The sequence below is a fragment of the Vibrio cholerae genome, assembly GCF_008369605.1.
Taxonomy (GTDB): domain Bacteria; phylum Pseudomonadota; class Gammaproteobacteria; order Enterobacterales; family Vibrionaceae; genus Vibrio; species Vibrio cholerae.
In genome coordinates this window covers 2037737-2064653 of record NZ_CP043554.1, presented here as the reverse complement: position 1 = coordinate 2064653, position 26917 = coordinate 2037737, and the positions used below count along the sequence as shown (strand labels likewise).

Sequence of the window (26917 nt, the reverse complement as noted above, 5' to 3'; positions counted from 1 at the left end):
GATGTACGTGGTTGAGTTGGAGTTTGAGTGTTTTGATAACACCACCATCAGCGCCGTGGATAAAGCCATCAACGGCTTGATGGATGCGCTGCGCTATAACGGACAAGTATTGGGGCGCGAGTTTCCGATTGTGCTGGGTGACGGAGTGTTTTACGTGCGCGCCGTCTGCCCTGAAAAAGAGAGCTTGCACCCGAAATTTCATTCCGAATACGTTGAAGTTTGTGTGAGCCGTTTGAGTGAGGCCAGTTTGCTCGCGCCGAAAGTTCGCGTGCTGGGGTTAGACATCAACTCAGAACAAGCCGCGGAAGAGGAAATGCCGAGTTGGCAGGTGCTTTACACCACCTATGTGCATACGTGTTCACCACTGCGCAGCGGTGAAAGTCTGTTGCCTATTCCTCTGTATCGTAATCCGCCGACCTTTAATGGTGATCACAAAGCGGTGATCAAATGGCAAACCGAGTGGCAAGCGTGTGATGAATTGCAAATGGCCGGAGCGTGCAAAGCGGAGCATGCTGCGCTGCATGAGATTTGCGATGTGGACAGTGATTTGTTCCGCCGAGGTTGGGATTTACGTGGCCGGATTGAATTTTTGACTCAAGTGCCGACCTATTACTATCAGTATCGGGTGGGAGGCAGTAGCCTTGCGCAAGAAAAAGCGCGCCCTTGCCCTAAGTGCGGCGGAGAGTGGTTATTGGATGAGCCACTGCACGACATCTTCCATTTCCGTTGTGAGCCGTGCCGGATTGTCTCCAATATTTCTTGGGATCACTTGAAATAGAGTGCTGGATGCACCTTCATGCCCCCGCATTCATCTTTTCTCTATTCGTATTCAAAGCACTCAGTAATAAAAAAGGTTGGCGTAGCGCCAACCTTTTCTGTTTTTAAGCGGGAAGACCATTAGAAATGGCGATTACCAGCCTTTTACGGCGCCACCTTGGAAGATTTCAGACGCGGCTTTAGCGACTTCATCGGTTTGGTAGGCTTTCTTGAAGTTTTGTACGTTTTCGGCGTTCACGTTTGCTTCACGGGCAACCAAAATATTGACGTAAGGTGACTCTTTGTTTTCAACGAAGATGCCATCTTTTTCTGGGGTCAGGTTGATTGAGCTCGCGTAAGTGGTGTTGATGATAGACAGAGCCACATCATCCAGTGAGCGTGGTAGCTGGGCTGCATCTAACTCGAGGATCTCAAGTTTCTTTGGATTTTCAACGATGTCACGTACGGTTGCTAGTAGACCGACGTCTTCACGCAGTTTGAGCAGACCTTGTTGTTGCAACAGCAGCAGTGAGCGACCTAGGTTAGTTGGATCGTTTGGAACCGCAATGCGCGCGCCATCTTGTAGTTCATCAACCGATTTGATCTGTTTTGAGTAACCTGCAATCGGGTAAACAAAGGTGTTACCGACGATCGCTAGCTTGTAACCACGATCGGCAATTTGCTTATCGAGATAAGGTTTGTGTTGGAATGCGTTCGCATCGATAGAACCATCATCTAATGCCGCGTTTGGTGTTACGTAGTCGGTGAAAGTCACCAATTCGACATCCAGATTGTATTTTTCTTTAGCCACTTTGGCTGCCACTTCCGCAACTTGTGCTTCCGCCCCTGCCATAACACCAATTTTCACTTTGTTGTTATCTACGGCTTTTTCACCGCAGCCGGCCAAAATTAGGGTTGAGGCTGCAGCAGCGATAGTCAGTAAACTTTTCAGGCTAAACTTCATGATGAACTCCTTGTTCAAAAAAGGCTTTTGTTTTACTTATCGATGATCGACGCGGCGTACCAACGCATCACCGATGGATTGAATAATTTGTACCAGTACAATCAGCATGACCACAGTGACCGCCATGATGGTGATGTCGTAACGGTGGAATCCATAGCGGATCGCCACATCGCCCAGACCACCACCGCCAACGGTACCCGCCATGGCTGAGTAGCTGACCAGTGTCACGAGAGTAATCGTGACTGAGTTTAAAATCGTCGGCAGCGCTTCAGGCAGCAGTACCTTACGAATGATTTGCAGTGGCGTCGCACCCATAGATTGCGCCGCTTCCACTAAGCCGGTTGGCACTTCAAGCAGCGCACTCTCAATCAGGCGCGCTACAAACGGAATCGCCCCAATCGTGAGTGGCACAATGGCCGCAGTGGTACCGATAAAAGTGCCGACAATCAGTTTGGTGACAGGGATGATGGCGACCATCAACACCAAAAAGGGCACCGAGCGACCGATGTTAACCACGGCGCCGAGTACACGGTTCAGCGGTAGGTTTTCCAGTAAGCCCTCTTTTTTGGTGGTATGGAGAATCACACCTAGCGGAATCCCGAGCGCAAAACCCACCGCACCGGCAATCGCGACCATATACAGTGTTTGCCATGTGGCGGTTAACAGTAGGTCGCTATTGAGTGCAAACCATTGTGCAATCGTATTAAAGGACATAACCTAGCACCTCTACTTTAACGTTGTTTTCGCGCAGATAACGAATCGCGGCTTCATCATCGTCGGCATTACCAAAAATTTCAGCGACCATCATGCCAAACTTCACGCCGCCGGCGTAATCCAGATCTGAGCTAAGAATGCTGACATCAATATTGTATTTGCGAGCAATTTGCGTCATCAGTGGTGCATCCACGGTGGCGCCGGTAAATTCCAAACGCACCAGTGGGTAGCTGCCTGCCACGCGAGTTGGCTGTAAGCGCACTTGGTAATCTTCAGGAATCGATAAATCCAAGGTTGAGCGGATGAATTGATGTGCCAGCTCGGTTTTCGGGTGGGCAAAAATATCGCCGACCGTGCCTTTCTCAACCAGCTCACCGCCACCAATGATCGCCACTTCATGACAGATGCTTTTCACCACATCCATTTCATGGGTAATCAGCAAAATGGTCAGGTTAAGCTGACGGTTAATCTCTTTAAGCAGTTCTAAAATCGACTGCGTTGTCGCTGGGTCTAGTGCGCTGGTGGCTTCATCACACAGCAATACTTTGGGATCGCTTGCCAAAGCGCGAGCAATCGCGACACGTTGCTTCTGGCCGCCAGAAAGATTCGCCGGGTAGCTCTCTCTTTTCTCAGAGAGACCAACCAGTGCCAGCAATTCCGTGACTTTAGTTTCTATCCGTTGTTGTGATTGACTCGCTAACTCCAGCGGCAGAGCCACATTTTCAAACACAGTGCGTGATGAAAGCAGATTAAAATGTTGAAAAATCATGCCGATGTTACGGCGGGCTGCGCACAGTTGTGGATTATTGAGCGTGGTTAAATCTACGCCATCGACAATCACTTGGCCGCTAGTCGGTTTTTCTAGCATGTTGACACAACGGATCAGCGTACTTTTCCCAGCACCGGATGAGCCAATCACCCCAAAAATTGTACCTTGTGGAATCAATAAATTGATATCTTTCAGGGCGTGGATTTGCTTATCCCCCTGATAGAACACCTTATTTACGCTTTTAATCTCAATCATGTGCAACCCTGTACTGCTCAAGGCAGAATAATCTATCGGCCTCTTCCTCAATTGGTAGTCGATGCTATGGGCTTGCTGAGTTTAAGTCAATAGATATTTTTACGTCTAGACGTCTAAATGGTTATGAGTGATTAGACGAGAAGGTTATTAGATAGTGACGAAAAAAATATAGATAGTGATGAAAAAAATAAAGCGTGCAATAATTCGCGCAAAGTGACTTGAAAGAGATAGCATTTTGGCCAAACCCGCCGTATTTCTGGATCGTGATGGCGTGATCAACGTCGATCATGGTTACGTGCATGATGAGCACGATTTCCAATTTATTGAAGGTGTATTTGAAGCGACTGCGGCTTTGCAGCGTATGGGGTATTTGTTGGTGCTGGTCACCAATCAATCCGGTATTGCGCGCGGCAAATTTAGCGAAGAGCGTTTCATTTCTCTCACCCAATGGATGGACTGGAACTTTGCCGATAATGGTGTTGAGTTTGATGGTATCTATTACTGTCCGCACCATGCTGAACATGGTATTGGGCAATACAAAGAAGAGTGTGATTGCCGTAAACCTAAGCCGGGCATGTTTCTTTCGGCGCGTGATTTCCTGAACATCGACATGGCCAATTCGGTGATGGTCGGTGACAAAGCCGAAGATATGATGGCAGCTGAAGCGGCGGGTGTAGGCACTAAGATTTTGGTGCGCACCGGTAAGCCAATCACAGAGCAAGGTGAAGCCTTAGCGACCGTGGTGCTCGATAGCATTCGCGATGTGCCTCATTATCTACTGCGAGTGAAAAAATAAGGTCGCTTCAGTGACCTTATTGACCGCTCATTCTTTTCTTATCAATGAATACCAATACAAACGCATGAATCGAAAACTGACTATTTTAGACATTGCTAGACTTTCAGGCGTCGGTAAATCTACCGTTTCGCGCGTGTTAACCAATGATCCTAAAGTGAAGCCTGAAACCCGCGCTAAAGTAGAGCAGGTGATTGCAGAGTCGGGGTATGTGCCCTCTAAATCGGCACAAACCATGCGTGGTGGTAGTCAGAAAGTCGTGGGCATCATTATTTCACGTCTGGATTCTCCTTCTGAAAACAAAGCAGTCAGCACTATGCTGCAAGCTTTCTATGCTCACGGCTACGATGTGGTGATCATGGAAAGCCAATTTAGCCGCGAAAAAACCAATGCTCACTTAAAAGTGCTCGCCAAGCGGCAAGTGGATGGCGTCATTGTGTTTGGCTTTACCGACATCGATCATGATGCCTTACTCAGTTGGCAGCATCGCTGCGTGCTCTTGGCCATGCACAGTGATGAGATTTCCTCTATCAATTATGATAATGCTGGGGTGATTGAGCGTGCGCTGCAGCATTTGGCACAAAAACAGTTACGCGATATTGCCTTCATTGGGGTCGACCCACGTGACAAAACCACGGGTGAGCAGCGACTCAACGCCTATCTCAATTGGTGTGTTGAGCATGAGATTGTGGCGAATTACCAAACCGGACAACTGCATCATGAAAGTGCTTATCTGCTGGTAGATAAAGTGCTGACTGAGCAAACCCAAGCGATTGTGTGCGCGAGTGATACTTTGGCGCTCGGTGTGATTAAGCGTTTGCAAGAGCTGCAGCGAGATGACGTAGTGGTGACGGGGGTTGGTGGTAATGAGTTGCTCTCTTTCCTGTTTCCGAACATATTCAGTGTCGATCCTGGTTATCGTGAGGCCGGAAAACTGGCGGCAGATCTGCTGATTGAGCAGCTATGCGGCTCTGACCATGGCTGTGTGCATTTGACCCAAATGCCAGTGTCACGCTAAGCCTATTCTTTCTTTAATTCGGTGCTTTCATTCGGCTCCTCATCAGTGGCTTTTTCGCCACTTTCGTGATTTTGCCTCTCTTTTTACTACACTAAATTGACGCATAAATAACGCACAGTGTGATCCCATTCAATTAATGGGATTGTTCCCATTTTTATCTGTTATGCATTGTGTCAATATCGCACCAATTGATTTGGGACTGTTCCCAATTGCTGCAATGATAATAATTCAATAGGGTGGACGAGGATATGAGCAAGATAGCGAAACAAGACGTGACGCGTCTTATCGAATTGGTGGGAGGCGAAAGCAATATTGCGAGCGTTACTCACTGTTTGACACGCTTACGCTTTGTGCTGAATCAGCCAGAGCAGGCTGACAAGGCGGGTTTGGAAGCGCTGAGCATGGTAAAGGGCTGCTTTACCAATGCGGGGCAATTTCAGGTAGTCATTGGCACTGAAGTTGATCAAGTGTACAAAATGCTGCTGGAACAAACCGGGAAACAAGCCGTTTCCAAAGACGATGCCAAAGTCGCAGCGCGTCAAAACATGAATGTGCTAGAGCGTGGTATTTCCCATTTGGCTGAAATTTTTGTGCCACTGCTGCCTGCGATCATCACCGGTGGTTTGATCCTCGGTTTTCGTAATGTGATAGGTGACATTCGCATGTTTGATGGCAAAACGCTGACTGAAATCAGTCAGTTTTGGGCATCGGTTCATGCGTTCTTGTGGCTGATTGGCGAAGCGATTTTCTTCTTTTTACCTGTCGGTGTTTGCTGGTCAACCGTGAAAAAACTTGGCGGTACGCCAATCCTCGGTATTACCCTTGGGGTAACACTGGTTTCTCCGCAATTGATGAACGCTTACCTGATCGGTAAAGAAGTGCCAGAAGTATGGGATTTCGGGCTGTTTGCGATTGAAAAAGTGGGTTACCAAGCTCAGGTTATCCCTGCTATCTTGGCTGGTGTGGCATTAGCCTTTATTGAAAATAATTTAAGACGTGTGGTGCCTTCTTACCTCTATCTGGTAGTGGTGCCGTTTGTATCAATCATTGTGTCAGTGGTGCTTGCTCACGCCTTCATCGGCCCATTTGGTCGCGTGATTGGTGATGGTGTGGCATTTGCAGCGAAAGCGGCAATGACGGGTGATTTCGCGGTGATTGGTTCGACGCTGTTTGGCTTCCTGTATGCTCCTCTCGTGATTACTGGCATTCACCACACCACTAACGCGGTGGATCTGCAGCTGATGCAAGAGCTTGGTGGTACGCCGATTTGGCCATTGATCGCGCTATCTAACATTGCGCAAGCATCGGCAGTAGTGGGCATCATTATCATCAGTAAAAAGCAGGGCGAACGGGACATTTCTGTACCGGCGGCGATTTCCGCTTACCTTGGTGTAACTGAACCTGCTATGTACGGTATCAACCTTAAATACAAATTCCCTATGCTGAGCGCAATGATCGGCAGTGCTTTGGCTGCCGCAGTCTGTGGTAGCGCAGGTGTAATGGCCAACGGTATCGGTGTCGGCGGCTTGCCGGGTATTCTCTCGATTCAGCCGCAGTTTTGGAGTATTTACCTCGTCGCCATGCTAATTGCGATTTTGGTACCTGCAGCATTGACTCTGCTGATGTACAAGCGCGCACAGAGTTCAGGCAAACTGGCCGTTTCGGCTGCCTAATCTCTACCCGATTTAGGAGTGGTTTGCGCCACTCCTTTCTCTGTTTTTGAGTCAATTTTTTTGAGTAAGTGAGAGTAGTATGAGTAGCTCAACCCAATCCATGCCTTGGTGGAAAACCGCTGCAATTTATCAAATTTATCCGAAAAGTTTTTGCGATAGTGGCGCGAAGGGCGTGGGCGATCTGCAAGGCATTATCAGCAAGCTCGATTATTTGCAAAAGCTTGGGATTGAAGCGATTTGGCTGACGCCGATTTATCAATCGCCTATGGTCGATAATGGGTATGACATTGCCGATTATTACGCGATTAATCCAGACTTTGGCACGATGCAAGATTTCGAACAACTGCTGAAAGAAGCCCATCGTCGTGGTATTCGCATCATCATGGATATCGTGGTTAACCACACCTCAACCGAACACGCTTGGTTCCAATCTGCATTGGGCGATCGCAATAGCCCTTACCGTGACTACTATATTTGGCGCAAACCGGTTAACGGTGGTGTGCCGAACAACTGGCAGTCCAAATTTGGCGGGAGTGCGTGGGCGCTGGATGAAGCGACCGGTGAGTATTATTTGCATCTGTTTGCCAAAGAGCAGGCCGATTTGAACTGGGAAAATCCGCAAGTTCGAGAAGAAGTAAAAAACATCATCGGATTTTGGGCTGAAAAAGGTGTCGATGGTTTCCGACTTGACGTGATTAACCTCATTTCCAAGCAACAAGATTTTGCCAATGATGAAATCGGTGATGGTCGTCGTTTTTACACCGATGGCCCAAGAGTGCATGAGTATCTGCAAGAGATCAGCCGTGATGTTTTCCAGCGTTATGGCAGCGTAACTGTCGGCGAAATGTCTTCAACCACCTTAGAACATTGCCAACAATATTCTGCGCTCGATGGTCGAGAGCTTTCTATGGTATTTAATTTCCATCACTTGAAAGTCGATTATCCGAATGGCGAAAAGTGGACGAAAGCGCCGTTTGATTTTCTGCAACTCAAGCAAATTTTCAATCATTGGCAAACGGGGCTGAATGGCAAAGGATGGGGCGCGCTGTTTTGGTGTAACCATGATCAGCCGCGAATTGTGAGCCGTTTAGGTGATGATCAGCAGTACCGAGTTGAGTCAGCCAAAATGCTGGCGGCCACCATTCACCTAATGCAAGGCACACCTTATATCTACCAAGGTGAAGAGATTGGAATGACTAACCCTGGCTTTACGTCGATCAAGCAGTATCGCGATGTTGAAAGCATCAACATTCACCAAATCATGGTGCAGCAACAAGGTGTCTCTGAAAGTGACATGCTGGCGATTTTGGCGCAAAAATCTCGTGATAATTCACGCACGCCAATGCAGTGGGATGCCAGTCTCAACGCTGGATTTACTCGTGGAGAACCTTGGATTGAAGTGGCGCATAACTACCCTGAAATCAATGCACAGGCCGCGTTAGAAGACCCGCATTCGGTGTTCTATTTCTACCGTCGTTTGCTATCGCTACGTAAGAAAGTGGCGGTGATTACGGACGGTGATTACACCGACTTGTTGCCTGAGCATAAAGAGATTTTTGCTTATCAGCGTCGTAATCAGAAACAAGTGTTGATCTGTTTGAACAACTATTACGGTCACGAAACCGAATGCGTTCTGCCAGAATTACCGCTCGATGATGCGCTCTACTTGCTAGGCAACTATCCGGGTATTGAATTACAGCGCGTGTTGGCGCACCAAGTGTTACGTCCATACGAAACACGCATCATCCTGATTGAGTCACCCCTATAGGATTCAATCACTTTTCAGCCCCGCATCGTCGGGGCTTTTTTATGGAGAGTGGAAAATATAGGTAGTGAAAATAGACAGGGTGGGTGACAAGGGATGGATTATTTTCTCAACCTTGAGTTTGGTCAGCAAAATGCTTAGCTAACAAAAAAGCCAGCTCGATGAGCTGGCTTTCTGTATATGGTGGAGGGGGACGGATTCGAACCATCGAAGGCGGAGCCGGCAGATTTACAGTCTGCTCCCTTTGGCCACTCGGGAACCCCTCCAGGGTATTTTTCTTTTCAGTTTTGAAAAGACTTAATTGACGTTTTCCCAACGCATCAATCAAGGGTTTCTCTTACGAGAGAATATGGTGGAGGGGGACGGATTCGAACCATCGAAGGCGGAGCCGGCAGATTTACAGTCTGCTCCCTTTGGCCACTCGGGAACCCCTCCAGGGTGTTTTTCTTTTCAATTTTGAAAAGACTTAACTGACGTTTTCCCAACGCATCAATCAAGGGTTTCTCTTACGAGAAGAATATGGTGGAGGGGGACGGATTCGAACCATCGAAGGCGGAGCCGGCAGATTTACAGTCTGCTCCCTTTGGCCACTCGGGAACCCCTCCAGGGTGTTTTCTTTTCATTTTCTGAAAAGCTTAAGTGATGTTTTCCCAACACATCGCTCAAGTGCGGAGCGCATCTTATCAAACTCGCTCTCTCTGTAAACTGTTTTTTTAGCAAATTGAATCGAATGATGGCTTTTTGGGCAAAGACGCAAATAATTGACCATTTTAGCTGCTTAAGTCACAGCGAACCTTACACTTTTACTGGCAATCTTTACGTTCCTTGACGTTTCAGTTGCGTATAACTCGCTACAATATAAACGGATTTTTTAGACACTAAGCCAAATCATGAACAAAAACACTGTACTTTCATTGACCTTACTGACTCTGCTAATGAACAGCGCTGTGCTATCGGCCAAAGAGCCGAACCAGCCGCCCGCGATTTCTGTTGTGACAGAGTTGGTTCAATCTCAGCAAATTTCTCAATCTCTTTCTGTTGTGGGCAAGCTTAAAGCCGAGCAATCGGTCGACATTGCCGCTGAAGTGGCGGGTAAAGTGGACATGATTGCGGTGCAAGCCAATCAGCAAGTTAAAAAAGGTCAGATTCTGATCAAATTAGATGATGACAAAGCTCAAGCGGCCTTGGTGGAAGCGAAAGCTTATTTACAAGATGAGCAGCGTAAACTGACGGAATACGAGCGCTTGCTAAAACGTAATGCGATTACGCCCACGGAAATTGATGCACAGCGCGCCCGCGTGGAGATTGGTCAAGCGAGATTGAATGCCGCTCAGGCCAATTTGGCCGATTTACACATTACTGCTCCTTTTGATGGCACGGTGGGATTTATCGATTTTAGCCGCGGTAAGTGGGTGAGCGCGGGCTCTGAATTACTGACGCTGGATAATCTTTCCTTGATGCAGCTTGATCTGCAAATTCCAGAACGTTATCTGCCACAGTTAAGCAAGGGCATGAAGGTGCAAGGCAGTAGCGAAGCGTGGCCAAACGTGCAGTTTGAAGGTTCGGTGGTGGCTGTGGATTCGCGTATCAATCAAGAAACCTTAAATTTACGAGTGCGCGTGCATTTCCCCAATCCAGATCAGCGCCTCAAGCCGGGCATGTTGATGTCGGCACGCATCCATTTCCCCGCGATTAGTGCGCCGATTATTCCTGTGCAGGCCCTTGAATATTCCGGCACCAAACGTTTTGTTTACGTGATTGGTGAAGACAATGTAGCCAAACGACGTGAAGTGAGTCTGGGCGCTCGGGTTGAAAATCAGGTCGTGATTGAGAAAGGCTTACAGATTGGTGAGAAAATTGTCGTTCAAGGCATAGTCAATATGCGTGACAACGCGCGTGTTAGCGAAGTCACCGTAGAAGGGCGTCCGCTGAAGAAGGATGACAAATAATGTGGTTGTCAGATGTATCGGTAAAGCGCCCTGTCGCGGCGTTAGTACTGAGTATGTTGCTGTGCGTGTTTGGTGTGGTCTCTTTCACTAAACTTGCAGTACGTGAAATGCCGGATATTGAAAGCCCTGTGGTATCGGTTTCCACCCGTTATCAAGGCGCTTCGGCCACCATTATTGAAAGTCAGATCACCAGCGTGCTGGAGGATCAATTGGCGGGCATCAGTGGGATTGATGAGATTACCTCAGTTAGCCGCAACGGTATGTCTCGTATCACGGTGACTTTCGAGCTTGGTTATGATCTCAATACCGGTGTGAGTGACATTCGTGATGCGGTAGCTCGGGCGCAGCGTTCACTGCCTGAAGAAGCGGACGATCCGCAGGTGTTCAAGAATAATGGCTCTGGTCAGGCGTCGGTCTACATCAATCTCAGCTCCTCAGAAATGGATCGCACCCAGTTGACCGATTACATCGAGCGGGTGTTGCTCGATCGGTTTAGCTTGATCTCCGGTGTGAGCTCGGTGGATGTCTCTGGCGGCCTCTATAAAGTGATGTATGTACGCATCAAGCCAGAGCTGATGGCGGGGCGCGGCGTTGCGACCAGCGATATTTCCGATGCACTCAACAAAGAGAACCTCGAAAGTCCCGGGGGGCAGGTTCGCAACGATTCGACCGTGATGTCGGTGCGTACCGCCCGTGGTTATCAATCTGCTGAAGATTTTGAGTATCTGGTGGTGAAACGTGCCAGTGATGGTACCCCCATCTACCTCAAAGATGTCGCGGATGTGTTTATTGGGGCGGAAAACGAAAACTCGACCTTTAAAAGTGATGGCATCGTCAACGTGAGCATGGGGATTGTGCCGCAATCCGACGCGAACCCGCTGGAAGTGGCGAAGCGCGTGCATGAAGAAGTGGATAAGGTTCAGCAATTTTTACCCAAGGGTACCCGTTTAGCCATTGACTATGACTCAACGGTGTTTATTGAGCGCTCAATAAGCGAGGTGTATAGCACACTCTTTATCACGGGTGGTTTAGTGATTTTGGTGTTGTACATTTTTATCGGCCAGTTGCGAGCTACCTTAATTCCTGCGGTAACGGTTCCGGTTTCGCTGATCTCGGCCTTTATGGCTGCGTACTACTTCGGATTTTCTATTAACCTCATCACCTTAATGGCGCTGATCTTATCGATTGGTCTGGTGGTCGATGATGCCATCGTGGTCGTGGAAAATATTTTTCACCACATTGAACGGGGCGAAAAACCTCTTTTAGCCGCCTACAAAGGTACACGAGAAGTTGGCTTTGCCGTGATAGCCACGACTTTGGTACTGGTGATGGTGTTTCTGCCGATCTCGTTTATGGACGGGATGGTCGGACTCCTGTTTACTGAATTCTCCGTACTACTGGCGATGGCCGTGATTTTCTCTTCTCTGATCGCGTTAACGCTGACGCCAGTGCTTGGCAGTAAGCTTTTAAAAGCCAATCTAAAACCGGGACGTTTTAATCAGTTGATTGATAGGCTGTTCGCACGACTGGAATCGGGCTATCGCCAAGTGGTAAGCCGAGCCATTCGTTGGCGTTGGGCGGCGCCGGTTGTGATTGCGGCTTGTATTGGTGGTAGTTATGGTTTGATGCAACTGGTGCCAGCTCAGCTAACCCCTTCCGAAGATCGCGGTGTGATTTTCTCTTTTGTGCGTGGTGCTGATGCCACCAGTTATAACCGCATGGCGGCTAATATGGATTTGGTTGAGCAGCGGTTGATGCCCTTATTGGGCCAAGGCTTTTTGAAATCGTTTAGTATTCAATCACCTGCTTTTGGTGGTAACGCCGGTGACCAAACCGGTTTCGTGATCATGATCCTTGAGGATTGGAATGATCGCACCGTTACTGCTCAGGAAGCATTAAGCCAAGTACGTAAAGCCTTAGCGGGTATTCCTGATGTGCGAGTATTCCCATTCATGCCCGGTTTTCGTGGGGGCTCTAATGAGCCTGTACAGTTTGTGCTTGGTGGCTCGGATTATAGCGAGCTCAAAACGTGGGCTGAGAAGTTAGAAGAGGAAGCGGAGAAGTCACCGTTTATGACGGGGGCTGATATCGATTACTCAGAAAAAACGCCAGAGTTGGTGGTGACGATTGATAAGCAGCGCGCGGCGGAATTAGGAATCAGCGTAAAATCGATCTCCGATACACTAGAGGTGATGCTGGGTGGCAAAAAAGTGACGACCTTCGTTGAGCGTGGTGAAGAGTATGATGTGTATCTGCGTGGGGATGAAAACAGCTTCAACAATGCGGCGGATTTAAGCCAAATCTATATGCGAACCGCAACCGGTGAACTGGTGACACTGGATACGGTGACGCGCATTGATGAAGTGGCGTCAGCGATTCGTTTAGCGCACTACAATAAACAGAAATCCATCACCATTACTGCAAACCTAGAGGCAGGGTACACGTTAGGGCAAGCGCTCGATTTTCTTGACCAAAAAGCGCAAGAAATACTGCCAAATGATATCTCTGTTAGCTACTCGGGTGAGTCGAAAGATTTCAAAGAGAATCAATCAAGCGTGGCCATTGTGTTTGCTCTGGCGCTGCTGGTTGCCTATTTGGTACTGGCTGCTCAGTTTGAAAGCTTTATCAACCCGCTGGTGGTAATGCTGACGGTACCTATGGGGGTGTTTGGCGGTTTCCTTGGGCTGTTTGTGATGGGACAAGGGATGAACATTTACAGCCAGATTGGCATGATCATGCTGATTGGTATGGTCACCAAAAATGGCATTTTGATTGTCGAATTTGCTAACCAACTGCGCGATCGCGGTGTTGAGTTTGAAAAGGCGATCATTGATGCATCGGCGCGCCGTTTGCGTCCAATCCTGATGACGGCTTTTACGACACTGGCTGGCTCTATTCCTTTGATCGTCTCAACAGGTGCAGGCTATGAGAGCCGAATTGCGGTCGGTACGGTGATTTTCTTTGGGATGGGGTTTGCAACCTTAGTGACCTTGTTGGTTATTCCTGCCATGTATCGCTTGATTTCCGGTTCAACCCAAGCCCCCGGTCATGTTGAAGCAGAGCTCAATCATGAGTTGCAACAAGATGTGAAAGGCCGCGCTCAACACTAAATTTGGTTATCCCATCGCTTTGTGCGGTGGGAAGATTTATATCTGCTGCAATGGATGGATATTGTTGTATTGGCAATATCCATTCATTTTTTTCCTATCCTTATCCTATTGATGCAGCCGTGTTATTTACGTTGATGCTTATGCACTCGATAACCACCTAGCTGCAACTTTAAGTCTTTTGGGCATTTAACGAAGATGTCAACCTTCATTTATTAGTAAATATGCCCTGTCGTATTATTGATTCAAATCGATGGCTTTTAATACTAATAAAATAAATAAAACTACTTTCGTTTTACTGCTTTAGTTCTAATTAATATCCAGCTCAATTATGAGACAGACATTATTGGTAAGCTTGGGATACTCTAATAATGAGTAGGTTGCGTATTGCTTTAACAATATTAAATCATGTGCGTAGTTAGGGTATGAAGGTTAAAGGTTTATCAGTATTAGTCGTGTGTACAGGTAATTTGTGTCGTTCGCCAATGGCAGAGATTATTTTACGCGATAAGATTCGGCAAAAACGCTTGAATATCCAAGTGCGTAGTGCTGGCACGCTAAAGACAGGAAAAACAATGCCTGATGATAAAGCGTTACAAGCGGTGCAGGATTATGGGTATCACCCTATGGTCAACCCAGTCCAGCAAGTGACTCAACAAGACTTTATCGAGCATGATTTTATCTATGCAATGGATAGGACCAATCTTGCTGATTTACTCGATATCTGTCCTGCTGAGCATAAAAACAAGCTGGCTCTTTTTCTTAGCAAGGCGAATCGACAAGAAAAAGAAGTACCCGATCCCTATCGGCGCAGTAGTGAATTTTTCCAACGTACAGCTTTGTTGATTGAATCTGGAGCGGTGGCTTTGGTTGATTCTTGGCAAGAGCTGGGGATAAATGCGTGCAACGAAAATTTATCTCAATAACTTAGTCGCTTTTGGGTGTGTCTAAAAGATAAGTTGGAATGAAAATAAACTAAAGTTTATATCGCGCTTAAACTATATGTTTATTTTTCTGTTCCTTTAAGAAGGCCATAAATTTTCAAGTAAATAAGATTATTTATAACGACGAATTTAAATAATAAGCTGACATACATGGGTAATCTCCCTCGTTGAGATTTAATACAACAACACGAAATAATTCAGTGTTCGCTTATGTATATGTTCCTCATTTAAGGAGCAGTGGGACTTTATTGCTTGAATTTTGTGAAATTTCTTTTTTAAAGAGGATGTGGGGAAGTGAAAAAAGTTCTCATCGTATTTGGTACGCGCCCAGAGGCAATCAAAATGGCACCTCTGGTGCAGCGACTCTGTCAAGACAATCGTTTTGTCGCCAAGGTATGTGTAACGGGCCAACACCGTGAGATGTTAGATCAGGTATTAGAGCTGTTTTCGATTACGCCTGATTTTGATCTCAACATCATGGAGCCTGGGCAAACACTCAATGGCGTGACCAGCAAAATTTTGCTCGGTATGCAGCAAGTGTTGAGTAGTGAACAGCCAGATGTGGTTTTAGTACATGGTGATACCGCTACCACGTTTGCTGCCTCTTTAGCCGCGTATTATCAACAAATTCCGGTAGGTCATGTTGAAGCGGGTCTGAGAACGGGCAATATCTATTCCCCTTGGCCTGAAGAGGGCAACCGTAAACTCACGGCTGCACTCACGCAGTACCACTTTGCACCTACAGATACTTCGCGTGCCAATCTGCTGCAAGAAAACTATAACGCAGAGAATATTTTCGTCACTGGCAATACGGTGATTGATGCGTTGTTGGCTGTGCGTGAAAAGATCCATACCGATATGGATCTGCAAGCCACTTTAGAGAGTCAGTTTCCAATGCTTGATGCGAGCAAAAAGCTGATTCTGGTAACAGGACACCGCCGTGAAAGTTTTGGTGGTGGCTTTGAGCGTATTTGCCAAGCGCTGATCACTACCGCAGAACAGCATCCCGAATGCCAAATTTTGTATCCCGTGCATCTCAATCCGAATGTGCGTGAACCAGTCAATAAGCTTCTAAAAGGTGTCAGCAATATTGTCTTGATTGAACCGCAGCAGTATTTGCCTTTCGTTTACTTGATGGACCGCGCGCACATTATTTTGACTGACTCTGGCGGCATTCAAGAAGAGGCGCCCTCGCTGGGTAAGCCAGTGCTGGTGATGCGTGAAACGACTGAGCGTCCTGAAGCGGTGGCTGCGGGCACGGTGAAATTAGTCGGTACCAACCAACAACAAATTTGTGATGCGTTAAGCTTACTACTGACTGACCCACAGGCTTATCAAGCCATGAGTCAGGCACACAACCCTTATGGGGATGGTAAAGCTTGTCAACGTATTGCGGACATTTTAGCGAAATAGACTCATCAGGGGATGACAGATGTTTAATAAAGTTTCAGTGATTGGCCTAGGTTATATTGGTCTGCCAACAGCAGCCGTTTTGGCCTCTCGTGGTTTAGATGTGGTCGGTGTTGATGTCAACGCCCATGCAGTGGATACCATCAACAAAGGTGAAATTCACATTGTGGAGCCGGATCTTGATATCGTGGTACGCAGTGCTGTCATGACCGGGAAACTCAAAGCGACTTTAAGCGCAGAGCCTGCCGATGCGTTTTTGGTGGCCGTTCCTACACCTTTTAAAGGGGATAACCACGAACCTGATCTTAGCTACATTGAAGCAGCGGCAAAAACCATCGCTCCCGTTCTTGCTAAAGGGAACTTGGTGGTTTTAGAGAGTACTTCCCCAGTAGGCACAACAGAAAAATTGGCGCAATGGCTTGCAGAAGCGCGTCCGGATCTGACGTTTCCTCAGCAAAAAGGCATCGCTGCGGATGTGAAGATTGCGTACTGCCCTGAGCGAGTGTTGCCGGGTTATGTCCTACAAGAGCTTGTGAGTAATGACCGTGTGATTGGTGGCGTGAGTAAAGCTTGTAGCGAAAAGGCGGTTGCCCTGTACAAAACCTTTGTAAAAGGTGAGTGCATTGTCACCAATGCGCGTACGGCGGAAATGGCTAAATTGACCGAAAACTCATTCCGTGATGTCAACATTGCCTTTGCCAATGAGCTCTCTTTGGTGTGCGACAAGCTGAAAATCAATGTATGGGAGTTGATCCGCTTAGCCAACCGTCATCCTCGTGTGAGCATTCTTAACCCAGGCCCAGGTGTTGGTGGTCACTGTATTGCGGTTGATCCGTGGTTTATCGTTAATAGCTGTCCAGATGAAGCGCAATTGATCCGTACTGCACGTGAAGTCAATGATGGCAAACCTCATTGGGTTGTGGATCAAGTTAAACAAGCGGCTGACCAATTCAAAAAGCCAATCATTGCTTGCTTAGGCTTAGCGTTTAAAGCGGATATTGATGATCTGCGTGAAAGTCCAGCATTAGATATCACTAAACATCTGGCTGAGAGCAAAGTGGGTCAACTGTTGGCGGTTGAACCTAATATTACTGAGTTACCAAGCAAACTTGTGAAGCAAGGTATCGAGTTGGTTTCTCTAGAGCGCGCGCTTGAGCTCGCCAATATCGTTGTCGTGCTGGTCGATCACAAAGAATTTAAAGCGGCGGATAAAACCGAGTTTGCTAAGAAAGTGGTGATTGATACTCGCGGAGTGGTGGCATGAGTTCACCTTAAGCCCCAAAAATAGATACCAATGTCGACAGGACTCAGACCACTTGAACAAAGCGGTCTGAGTTAAATATTTAGTTCATAGAAGAAGATGGAAGAGAACTGATGAAAAAAGTATTACTGATCATGCCTATTTCAACCCTTAACTGGGGAGAGAAAAATGCAGGTGGTGTGGATTCAGTATGCCAGATGTTGGTTCGCGAGTTAGCTAAGAGTTCTGGTAATTATTTTTATCGAGTTTTAGCTTTCGATCCATTTTGTCAGGTTAAGTATACGGGAGAAGTGATCAATCTATCAGAAAATGTACAGGTAATACGTTGTCCATCAAATGAAAAAAGAATAATTCCATTGCCAGGTATTATTTCGACAAACTTACGAGTTCTAGAGCAAGTGAAACTATTCAATCCAGATATTGTACATTCTCATATTAATTCTTGGCTTATTGGTGTTAATAATAAATTAAGAAGGATAGCGACATTACACTCTTATAAAGGAATTGGTAGAAAGTCGGTTTCAAAAATGAATGATCTATTTCATATTAGGATCGTTCCTTGGCTTTCTAATTTATATATAGATGAATATACTTGTGTTGGTAATATCCTAAAAGATAGTCTTGTTCGAGATACAAATAAACCTATTTCATTGATTGAAAATCCAATATCAAGTGATTACTTCTATTGCTCTAGAAATATAAAAGATAACAAGGAATTAAAACTAGTAACATGTGCTTTAATAACAAAGAGAAAGAGAATTGATAAGGCTATAGATGTTGTTGCATTATTGAATAGCAGTGGCATAGATTCCCAATTAAGTGTTATCGGGCCAGTCTCTGATATTGAATACTATAGCGAGCTTGTTAAACAAGTTGAAATGTTAGGGTTATCAAACAGAGTTAGATTTCTTGGTGCAATGAACAGTGCTGAGATCATTGGAGTTTATAAAAGTTCTAATTTTGGAATTTTTTGCTCTGAAGAGGAAACTTTTGGTTTGGCACCAATGGAAATGCTGGCCGCTAAATTACCATTGATTACTACTAGAGTCGGTATTTTTAAAGAGAGGTACTCTGAATTTAAATTGCTTGGTGTGCACTTCTTTGAAGATATAGAAAATAATGATGAATTAGTGGATGTATTCTTAAGTAATAACTGTAGTAGTTCATATGAAATTGTTAAATATGTAGAAGATAACTTCTCCGTTTCTGATGTGATTAAACAATATGAAACTATGTACTCAAAGGTAGTAGTATGATATCGAGTCTATTCAAATATGCTCCGGTGCAAGTTTTCTCGTCGCTTTGCCTATTTGCTTTGATTGCAGTGCAGACTCATTTTCTCTCTATAGAGGATTATGGAATCTTGGCCATAATTATGGTTTTTATTGAAGGTGTAAGAGCAATATCATCGCAATGGCTAATTGTTACATTACTAAGATATTACCCTGCTTCTGATATAACAGAGAAAGCGAATCTAGTCTCAACTACTTCTGTTATGACTTTACTGCTCGCGATTCCTGCATTGATTACTATTTTTATTGCATTGTACGTTTATGAAATATTTACAGTAAATATTTTATGCTCATCATCATTATTGCTTTTGATGAAAGTAGCATACATGTATAGAGTTGAATTATGTCGGTTGAATGAAGATATCGATAAATACAGGAAAGGAGTCCTGGTTAATTCTATATCATCTATTGTTTGCTCTTTTTTGATTCTTTACATATGGCCTAGTATTACTTCTGCTATATTTTCACTAGGATTATCTAATTTATTTGCCTTGTTCTTTTTGAAAAATGAATTAAAAGCCAATTTTGAAATAAAAACCTTTAAGGTAATTATATCTTATGGTTTACCAATTATGATTTCTGGTGGCATTATTGCGATTGGTTCAAGGTTGGATAGGCTATTTATTGGTAAGTTTATTGGTCTTGAAGAGACTGGTATATACTCTGCTTTCTCAAATACTTTAATGGGTATAATTAGTTTGGTTTTTATGGTTATATCAGTTCCGCTATATCCAGAGTTGACAAAAAGTACGAATAATAAAAGTGAATTAATAAATAAGCACCAATACTACTTAGATGTTCTTGTGGCAATAACTTTACCATCACTTCTTGGAATTTGTTTCATAGCAGAACCTCTTATTAAGGTTTTTTTATCACAAGAATATCTGAATCAAGGTGTAGAGCTATTTTGGATTTTAGCTGTTTCAGTATATGTTTTAAATTTAAAAATGCATTATATAGATCATGGTCTACAGTTTTTAAATAAAACAAAGTACTTCCCGTTTGTAGCTTTCGTATCAATACTAGTGAATATCACTTTATTGAGCCTTACTCTACGAACATTAGGAGTTTACGGGGCTGCTTGGATAATACTTATTTCAAATACTATAGGACTAATTTTAGCTATGTTTATCGCACTATACTTTGGCTATCGTTATAGATTTGGATTGAATATAGCTAAAGTTATGCTCTCATGTGGGCTAATGTTAGTGGCATTATTGTTAAAAGAAGCATTTTTCCAGAATTTAGAGCCATGGATAGATATTATTATTTCGGTTTGTCTTGGATTTTTAGTTTATAGTATATCAATGTTCATCCTAAATGCTTTAAAAATAAAAGATTTCCTTACAAGAATAATGGTGATGAGATGAAGGAGAAAACAGTCTATTTATGGTTATGCCTAGTCTTATATCTTGCTTACTTCTTCGGAGCCTATCTATTAGAATCTATTGGTATTAAATATGTTTCTGAAGGAGGGTTTGTTTTATTTAAGATCCATGTTTACTCTTATATTCTTATAGCTGTATTTATAAACAATCTCTCCAAGTTTGGTGTGAGTGGTTTTCTTTATAAACTTGGTTATATAAAGAAATACTGGCTGTCGGCCATGGGGGCAACTATTATTGTTATGTGCTACGGGCTATACAGATTTGGCACATCTGGTATGGCATATATGATTGACACTATATTTACCCCTTTGCTTCTAATATCTTTGGTTATTAGCTTGGATGAGTCTTATAAAGAAAGTCTTATGAGAATTATGGCTTATCTTATTTTTATAAACTCATTATTGGCTATTTCTGAATTTGTTCTTTCTAAAAGCATTATACCAGTAGAGTTTTCAAGTTTTTCATTTTTTAGATCCACTGCATTTATGGCTCATCCTCTAAATAATGCACTTATTACAGCAACTTTAGCCTATATTCTTAGTGATAAAACAAGAATTCCACCGATAATATATGTGTCTACCGCTCTTCTGGCTCTTTTTTGTTTTGGGGGGAGAGGCTCAATGGGGGCATTTATGATAGGTTTATTTGTAGTCTCTCTACCTGCGTTATATCAATTTTTAACAGTTGGTGTCAGAACTACAAAAATTAGGCTTGCTACTACTCAGCTAGTGGTTTTCATTTGCATAATATTAGTTGTGTATATTGTTATGTATACGGGTATATCGGAGCGTATACTTAGTAAACTCTATGTTGATAATAGCGCGCAGGCTAGGTTTGATGTTTTTATATTATTAGATTCTCTCTCTATGAGTGAATGGTTTTTTGGGGCTTCCCGACAGTTTTTAGATAACATTTTCTATATATCTGGTGTATTGGTCGTCGAAAATTTCTTTATAGATTGGATTTTAAAGTTTGGCTTACCACTTTCTTTATTATTGATTTATTGTTTGTTAGCCATCCTTATGCACTTAACTCAATCTAGAATGCCATTGATGGTCATGATTGGAGTGTTTATTTTAGCCAGCGTGACTAACAACTCACTAAGTGTAAAGACGCCTGCAATACTTTTTTTAATGTTAGTTCTATCTGCAAATTATCAGATTTATAGGTATGAAAAATGAAAAATGTCTTATTCGTTCCTGGATTTGTGTGTGATACATGGTCTCCTATTGAAAAATATACAATAGATCTGGCTAATGAGTTAAGTGACGAATGTAATGTAATCTGGTTCGTACCTTCAATTGAGTCACCATCTAATAAATTTAAGCATGAAGGTAGTCGTTTTAGCCTTCGTAGACCATTATTTATTGATAAAATAAATAATGATAAAGCGGAGCTGTATTATTATAGTTGCTCTAAATGGAATGTTCATAAATTCTATCTTTTGCTAAAGAATATTATTAAGAAGCACCAAGTTGAATATGTCTATGTTCAATTTGGGTATGAGCGTTATCTTATTCCTATATTGTCAAAAATATTAGGGGTCAAAGTTATCTACCATGAACATGGATATCCCCCGGCTTTAAAATACCCACGGATTAGAAAGATATTCTATCAACTATTTGTTGATAGATTCTTGACAATATCGAATTTTGTTGCAAATGAGCTGCCTCAAAGCAAACCAACTTGGGTTGTCTATAATTCTATCGACGTTAAAGATAGAAATAAAATTCTAGAGGAAAAACAAGATGCGGCTAAATTAAGAGAAGATATTTTATCTGGTGGTTTCGAAAAAATCGTAGTTATGGTTGCTGCATTTCGTGATATGAAAAGGCACGATTTGGCACTGAATATTATAAGTAAAATAAAATGTAGATCTGATCTAAAAATAAAATACGTATTTCTTGGTGTAGGTGATTTATTTGAGTTTTATTTATCTGAAGTGGAACGATTAAATTTACAAGAAGATATACTCATGCCAGGTCATGTCAATAATGTATCTGAATACTTGGCTGCCGCTGATTTAAGTATGCTTACTTCTCTAGCTGAACCTTTTGGTGTGTCACTCCTTGAGTCCATGAACTATATGCTTCCTACTTTGTCATTTTCATCTGTGTCAGCAAATGAAATTATTGATAATGGTGTGGATGGTTTACTTATTCCTTTAGGAGATACTGAATCATATGCAGAGACAATAGTTGATGTTCTTATAAATAATTCTCTCGCCCAAACTCTTGGCGAAAATGCTTATGAAAAAGTTTCAGAAACATTTAGCAATCCAGTATGGAGACAAAAAATAAAATTTAGCTTCATGGAGGCGCTTAAATAGATGTTTACCAGTTCACTTTATGTTAAAGCACCAATCTGGCTGCAAAATGTCATGCTTTCTGTGCGGGCGCTGTCACGCAAAATGGTCAGAGAAAATGGTGAGATGCGCGCGGTGTTGCAAGAGATCCAAGCTAACGAGTTTTCACGTACTCATTTAGCGGATTATCAACACAAGCAGCTACAAAAAACCTTGGCGAATGCTCGTAACCATGTGCCGTTTTATCAGGATTTAGAGGTGCCTAATCTTGAGCTTGAGGCTTTCCCTTATCTGGATAAATCCGTATTACGCCGTGATCACAAACAGTTTATCTCACAAAATAAACCGTCAGTGGTGGTGAAAGGGGCGACCAGTGGCACAACGGGTACGCCTCTGACTATTTTGCAAGATAGGCATTCGGTTATTCGTGAACAAGCCTTTGTCGCAAGACAGTTGGCTTGGGCGGGATATCGTAAAGGGGATAAACGAGCGTGGATCCGTGGCGATATGGTGGTGCCATTAAGTCAAAAGCAAGGACCATTCTGGCGCTACTCTTGGTTTGAGCAGATGATAGTGCTTTCCTCTTTCCATCTGACACCGCAAACGATGTCGAGTTACCTGCAGGCCATGGTCGATTTTGGGGTTGAAGTGATTCAGGCATACCCTTCTTCGATTGCTACGTTAGCCCGCTATTTAGAAGCCAACCAAAGTTATTATCCGGCGAAGCTTAAATCCATTATCACTTCATCAGAATCGTTGTCAGCAGAAGATAGGCAGGTGATTGAGACACGCTTTGGCTGCAAAGTTTTTGACTGGTATGGCCTATTTGAGCGAGTGGTTGCGATAGGGCAGTGTGAGCATGGTCGCTACCATTTGCTCTCCGACTATTCGCATGTGGAATTATTAGCCGCAGGCGACGGGCGTTACGAGTTGGTCGGCACTAACTTTAATAATCAATATTTCCCTTTGATCCGCTATAAGACCGGTGATCATGTGCATTTATCGGAAAACGAGGCCTGCCCTTGTGGTCGAGTCTTTCCTGTGATTGAGCGTATTGAGGGAAGGATTGGTGATTATCTCGTCGGTGAAGATGATCAAAAAGTGCATATTCTTAACCATATACCTAAAGGTATCGCTGGGATTATGGCATGCCAATTTGTGCAGAATGAACGAGGGCAGATTGTGGTGAAAGTGGTGGCTGATGCTGAGCAATTTAATCAAGAGCAGCAAAAACAGTTAATCAGCAATACTCAAGCTCGCTTAGGAAGCTCTCTCAATGTCACGATAGACATAGTGTCAGCACTTGAGCGCACTGCAAACGGTAAGATTCGCCAAGCGATTTGTACCATCAAGGATGTACAGTGAGAAAAAACATTAATCTAATGATCGCCACAGATCTGAAAGGACAAGGTGGTGTGGCAACAGTGGTCTCAACCTACGCGGATTGTGGTTTTCTAGAAGAAAACCACATTAAGTTGATTGCCTCACACTCAAGTTTGGACCACGGGCAGAAATGGCGAATGACATTGCGCTATATGCTGGCACTCTGCCAATTGTTGTACTGCTTTATGCGTTACCGAGTCGGCATAGTGCATATACACATGTCATCAAGGGGAAGCTATCGACGTAAGTCTGTGATTGTGCGTCTGGTTAAGTTTTTGAAAGGAAAGGTTGTTTTGCATCTGCATGGTGCCGAGTTTCGTGATTTCTATCGAGATGAATGCAATATGGATCAGCAAAGGCATATTCGACACACTTTTGCCCTGGCGGATCATGTGCTGGTTCTTTCAACTCAATGGCTCGCATGGCTACAAGAGGTCATAGGTAGAAGACAAGGCGTTTCTGTTCTGTATAACGCCGTACCCAGTTTGGCTTTAGATCGCCACCTTGCTCAACCTGGCCGTATTGCCTTCCTTGGCCGTTTAGGAACGCGCAAAGGAGTTGGTGATTTGATTCAAGCCTTTGCATTGGTTAAGCAGCGCTGCCCTGAAGCACAGCTGTATCTTGCTGGCGATGGTGAGATTGAAACCTATCAAGCGATGGCTGAGCAGCTTGGCTTGAACGGGTCCGTTCACTGTTTAGGCTGGATAGCTGGCGAAGCTAAGCTCAAATTATTGACCCAAACTGATATTTACTGCTTACCCAGTTATAACGAAGGTTTTCCTATGGGCGTTATAGAAGCTATGTCGGCAGGGATTCCCGTCGTCGCAAGTCGAGCAGGCGGAATTCCTGATGCGATCAGTGATGGTGAGCAAGGTCGTTTAATTGAGGCCGGTGATGTGGTTGCTTTAGCGCAAGCACTCGGAGATCTGATTGAACAGCGTGCCGAAAATCAACGTATTGCGACCGCGGCGAAGCAAAAGTTTGCTGAAAACTTCTCTTTGCAAGCGGTGATCCCGCGTCTACAAACACTTTACGATGAGCTTTTAAAATCATGAAATCAACGACTGTAGCTGACATTAGCCAATGCTTATTGAATAAAGCTCGCACAGAACAATTCGCAGGATACGACCCTTTTGATGGGCTCAATTCAAGCTGGTTCAAGCGCTTACCGATAAGCAAAGATTCGACTCTTGGTTTAGCGTGGATCCAGTTGTTCAAACGCTCACCGATTAATCTTCGCCCATGGCTAGGTGTGCCCAAAGCGCGAAACCCTAAAGGCGTGGCTCTGTTTATCCTCGGATTAATCGAAGAGTATCAAGTGACAAGAGATCCCGCTTTGCTCACAGAAGCGGAGCAACTGGCGCAGTGGCTAGTGACTCAGCGTTGTGATGAGCAAATCTGGCATGGTGCCTGTTGGGGATATCATTTTGATTGGAAAGCGCGTGCATTCTTTGTTCCTAAGGGGAAGCCTAATGTGATCACGACAGTCTATGTCAGCCGTGCCTTACACCAATTGGGGCAACTGACGGGGCGAGCTGATTGGGTCGACTTGGCGCTGCGCAGTGGTGATTTTATTGCTGGCCATTTATTGACTCAAAATGAGAGCGGGGAGTTTTTTGCGTATATCCCCGGTGAAACGGCATTTGTACACAACGCCAGTTTGTGGGCGGCTGCTTGGCTGGCGGTGGTTGGCCGCGAAACGTCTCGCCCTGATTACACCGAGTTGGCATTACGCATTGCGCGTAACAGTGCTCAAGCTCAAGCTGCCGATGGTAGCTGGGCCTATGGCACTCGTCATCACCATGGATTTATTGACGGATTTCATACTGGCTACAACTTAGAAGCGCTACACCTTATACGAACGACTTTAGCGACAAACGAATTTGATGAGGTGATTGCACGCGGTTTTCATTTTTACAAGCAGTATCTATTTGAAGCCGATGGAACGGCGAAGTATTACCACAACAATCCTTATCCACTGGATCCGCACTCAGTATCACAGGCCATTATTACCTTGCTCAGTGTTGGTGGTGAGGAGAGTGATGTTGTTTTGGTTAAACGCGTCATCCAACGTGCAATTCAAACGCTATACATGCCTGAGCGGGATCAGTTTGTTTATCAACGTAACAAACGTTGGGTTAACCGAATTCACTACGCGCGCTGGACTCAGGCGTGGATGTACTTTTCATTCCGTTTTTATTTAAGAATTACCAATGAGGAATAACCGATTGAAACGCATTAATTTTCTGGGTAGCCCAATGGATGTGGCTTCGATGAGTGAAACGGTTGCGCTGATCCGCGATCGCATTTTGCGCCAAGAGTTTACCCAGCACGTGGTGGTCAATGTCGCTAAGTTGGTCAATATGCGTAAGGATCCAGAATTGGCTCAGTCCGTGACCGAGTGTGACATTATCAATATCGATGGTATGGGGGTGGTTTGGGGCGCACGCTTTTTAGGTCACCAGGTTCCCGAACGAGTGGCGGGCGTTGACTTATTTCTTGAGCTCAATGCAATGGCCGCACAAGAACAAATGCCCGTATTCTACCTCGGTGCAAAGCCGGAGATTGTTGAAAAAACGGCAGCCGTGATGCAGGCAAAACACCCACAATTAGTGATCGCAGGTTATCACCACGGTTATTTTTGGGATGATGAGCAAGCGATAGTTGAAAAAATTCGTCAGTCAGGTGCAAAACTTCTGTTTGTGGCGATCACATCCCCGAAAAAAGAGAACTTTATCAACCGCTGGCAAGAGCAGTTAGGGGTGTTATTTGTGATGGGGGTTGGCGGGACATTTGATGTTGTCGCCGGTCATGTTTCTCGTGCTCCCTTATGGATGCAAAAAGCCGGATTGGAATGGCTATATCGTGTATTACAAGAACCCGGAAGAATGTGGAAGCGTTATTTAATTACTAATAGCCGCTATGCTTGGTTATTGCTCAATGAAAAAATAAAACCAAAGAATTAACCTTTGGGTGAAAAATAAACTTTGGTTTATTTTTGCTTTCTGGGTTTTATTCGTTGAATCAAGTTTTTTAATATTATTAATGCTTAGCCAATGCAATTGTCTTAGATTTGATAAAGGTAGATCCTTTAATAAAAAGCGGATGTATTTTCTATAGTTATGAATTAGCCTTAGCGCCAGTTGTAAAAACAAATGGTTGTCTAACTTT

At 44.4% G+C, this 26917-nt stretch carries 21 protein-coding genes and 3 tRNA genes; 18 read left to right on the top strand and 6 right to left on the bottom strand.

The features are described from left to right. Nucleotide 1: 1 nt before the first annotated feature. The gene (locus F0316_RS09560) at nt 2-778 is read left to right on the top strand and encodes a Zn-ribbon-containing protein (protein WP_000289667.1); all 777 of its coding nucleotides are present in this window, start codon (nt 2-4) and stop codon (nt 776-778) included. Nucleotides 779-910: 132 nt separating this feature from the next. Here F0316_RS09560 and metQ read toward each other — a convergent pair whose 3' ends face one another. The 3 genes from metQ to metN are packed head-to-tail and all read right to left on the bottom strand — an operon-like array spanning nt 911 to nt 3458. Next, nucleotides 911-1720: a methionine ABC transporter substrate-binding lipoprotein MetQ gene (gene metQ / locus F0316_RS09555; RefSeq protein ID WP_000672706.1), complete on the bottom strand. Its 810-nt coding sequence runs from the start codon at nt 1718-1720 to the stop codon at nt 911-913. A gap of 36 nt (nt 1721-1756) precedes the next feature. Further along, nucleotides 1757-2434 carry a methionine ABC transporter permease gene (locus F0316_RS09550; protein WP_000009572.1) on the bottom strand — a complete coding sequence of 226 codons (678 nt, stop codon included), beginning with the start codon at nt 2432-2434 and terminating at the stop codon, nt 1757-1759. After that, nucleotides 2424-3458, bottom strand: coding sequence for a methionine ABC transporter ATP-binding protein MetN (gene metN / locus F0316_RS09545; RefSeq protein ID WP_149560442.1), 1035 nt, complete (start codon nt 3456-3458; stop codon nt 2424-2426). The genes F0316_RS09550 and metN overlap by 11 nt, the downstream gene beginning before the upstream one ends. 235 nt (nt 3459-3693) lie before the next feature. Here metN and gmhB point away from each other — a divergent pair, with 235 nt between their 5' ends. The 4 genes from gmhB to treC all read left to right on the top strand — a co-directional run bounded on the left by gmhB (nt 3694) and on the right by treC (nt 8710). Then, entirely contained in the window at nt 3694-4254 is a 561-nt protein-coding gene (gene gmhB, locus F0316_RS09540; RefSeq protein ID WP_001108094.1) for a D-glycero-beta-D-manno-heptose 1,7-bisphosphate 7-phosphatase, read from the top strand. Between the two features lie 64 nt (nt 4255-4318). Next, nucleotides 4319-5269: a trehalose operon repressor TreR gene (treR, locus tag F0316_RS09535; protein WP_001080438.1), complete on the top strand. Its 951-nt coding sequence runs from the start codon at nt 4319-4321 to the stop codon at nt 5267-5269. 248 nt (nt 5270-5517) lie between these two features. Continuing rightward, a complete protein-coding gene (gene treB, locus F0316_RS09530) occupies nt 5518-6942 on the top strand; it encodes a PTS trehalose transporter subunit IIBC (protein ID WP_000034054.1) in 1425 nt (474 codons plus the stop codon). 79 nt (nt 6943-7021) lie between these two features. Further along, nucleotides 7022-8710 carry an alpha,alpha-phosphotrehalase gene (treC, locus tag F0316_RS09525; protein WP_000099334.1) on the top strand — a complete coding sequence of 563 codons (1689 nt, stop codon included), beginning with the start codon at nt 7022-7024 and terminating at the stop codon, nt 8708-8710. Between the two features lie 178 nt (nt 8711-8888). Here the strand turns inward: treC and F0316_RS09520 are convergent. The 3 genes from F0316_RS09520 to F0316_RS09510 form a co-directional block, all read right to left on the bottom strand. Then, nucleotides 8889-8973: transfer RNA gene (locus tag F0316_RS09520), tRNA-Tyr, on the bottom strand. An 84-nt stretch (nt 8974-9057) separates the two neighbouring features. Next, nucleotides 9058-9142 (bottom strand) — tRNA-Tyr (locus F0316_RS09515). 85 nt (nt 9143-9227) lie between these two features. After that, nucleotides 9228-9312, bottom strand: a tRNA-Tyr gene (locus F0316_RS09510). Between the two features lie 285 nt (nt 9313-9597). Between F0316_RS09510 and vexG the strand changes: the two genes are divergently transcribed. From vexG to vpsK, 13 genes are all read left to right on the top strand, one after another. After that, nucleotides 9598-10656, top strand: coding sequence for a vibriobactin export RND transporter periplasmic adaptor subunit VexG (vexG, locus tag F0316_RS09505; RefSeq protein WP_001039252.1), 1059 nt, complete (start codon nt 9598-9600; stop codon nt 10654-10656). Beyond that, the gene (gene vexH / locus F0316_RS09500; RefSeq protein WP_149560441.1) at nt 10656-13766 is read left to right on the top strand and encodes a vibriobactin export RND transporter permease subunit VexH; all 3111 of its coding nucleotides are present in this window, start codon (nt 10656-10658) and stop codon (nt 13764-13766) included. The genes vexG and vexH overlap by 1 nt, the downstream gene beginning before the upstream one ends. A gap of 422 nt (nt 13767-14188) precedes the next feature. Beyond that, nucleotides 14189-14689 (top strand): exopolysaccharide regulatory protein-tyrosine phosphatase VpsU, encoded by a 501-nt coding sequence (gene vpsU / locus F0316_RS09495; protein WP_149560440.1) that lies wholly within the window; start codon nt 14189-14191, stop codon nt 14687-14689. A 312-nt stretch (nt 14690-15001) separates the two neighbouring features. After that, the gene (vpsA, locus tag F0316_RS09490; RefSeq protein WP_149560439.1) at nt 15002-16120 is read left to right on the top strand and encodes a UDP-N-acetylglucosamine 2-epimerase (non-hydrolyzing) VpsA; all 1119 of its coding nucleotides are present in this window, start codon (nt 15002-15004) and stop codon (nt 16118-16120) included. Between the two features lie 19 nt (nt 16121-16139). After that, nucleotides 16140-17381, top strand: coding sequence for a UDP-N-acetyl-D-mannosamine dehydrogenase VpsB (gene vpsB, locus F0316_RS09485; protein ID WP_000482524.1), 1242 nt, complete (start codon nt 16140-16142; stop codon nt 17379-17381). Between the two features lie 110 nt (nt 17382-17491). Beyond that, on the top strand, nt 17492-18634 hold the full coding sequence (locus tag F0316_RS09480) for a VpsD family glycosyltransferase (RefSeq protein ID WP_114726033.1): 1143 nt from the start codon (nt 17492-17494) through the stop codon (nt 18632-18634). Continuing rightward, on the top strand, nt 18631-20040 hold the full coding sequence (locus tag F0316_RS09475) for an oligosaccharide flippase family protein (protein ID WP_114726032.1): 1410 nt from the start codon (nt 18631-18633) through the stop codon (nt 20038-20040). Before F0316_RS09480 ends, F0316_RS09475 begins: the two co-directional genes overlap by 4 nt. Further along, nucleotides 20037-21239, top strand: a complete 1203-nt coding sequence (locus F0316_RS09470; protein ID WP_114726031.1) for a VpsF family polysaccharide biosynthesis protein — start codon at nt 20037-20039, stop codon at nt 21237-21239. The genes F0316_RS09475 and F0316_RS09470 overlap by 4 nt, the downstream gene beginning before the upstream one ends. After that, on the top strand, nt 21236-22387 hold the full coding sequence (locus F0316_RS09465; RefSeq protein WP_114726030.1) for a glycosyltransferase family 4 protein: 1152 nt from the start codon (nt 21236-21238) through the stop codon (nt 22385-22387). Before F0316_RS09470 ends, F0316_RS09465 begins: the two co-directional genes overlap by 4 nt. Beyond that, a complete protein-coding gene (gene vpsH, locus F0316_RS09460) occupies nt 22388-23728 on the top strand; it encodes an exopolysaccharide biosynthesis protein VpsH (protein ID WP_114726029.1) in 1341 nt (446 codons plus the stop codon). Beyond that, complete coding sequence (gene vpsI / locus F0316_RS09455; protein ID WP_205352220.1) at nt 23725-24801, top strand: glycosyltransferase family 4 protein; 1077 nt, start codon at nt 23725-23727, stop codon at nt 24799-24801. Before vpsH ends, vpsI begins: the two co-directional genes overlap by 4 nt. Next, nucleotides 24798-25970 (top strand): exopolysaccharide biosynthesis protein VpsJ, encoded by a 1173-nt coding sequence (gene vpsj / locus F0316_RS09450; protein ID WP_149560438.1) that lies wholly within the window; start codon nt 24798-24800, stop codon nt 25968-25970. The genes vpsI and vpsj overlap by 4 nt, the downstream gene beginning before the upstream one ends. Then, the gene (gene vpsK, locus F0316_RS09445) at nt 25960-26712 is read left to right on the top strand and encodes an exopolysaccharide biosynthesis glycosyltransferase VpsK (protein WP_001245629.1); all 753 of its coding nucleotides are present in this window, start codon (nt 25960-25962) and stop codon (nt 26710-26712) included. Before vpsj ends, vpsK begins: the two co-directional genes overlap by 11 nt. Nucleotides 26713-26917 lie beyond the last annotated feature (205 nt).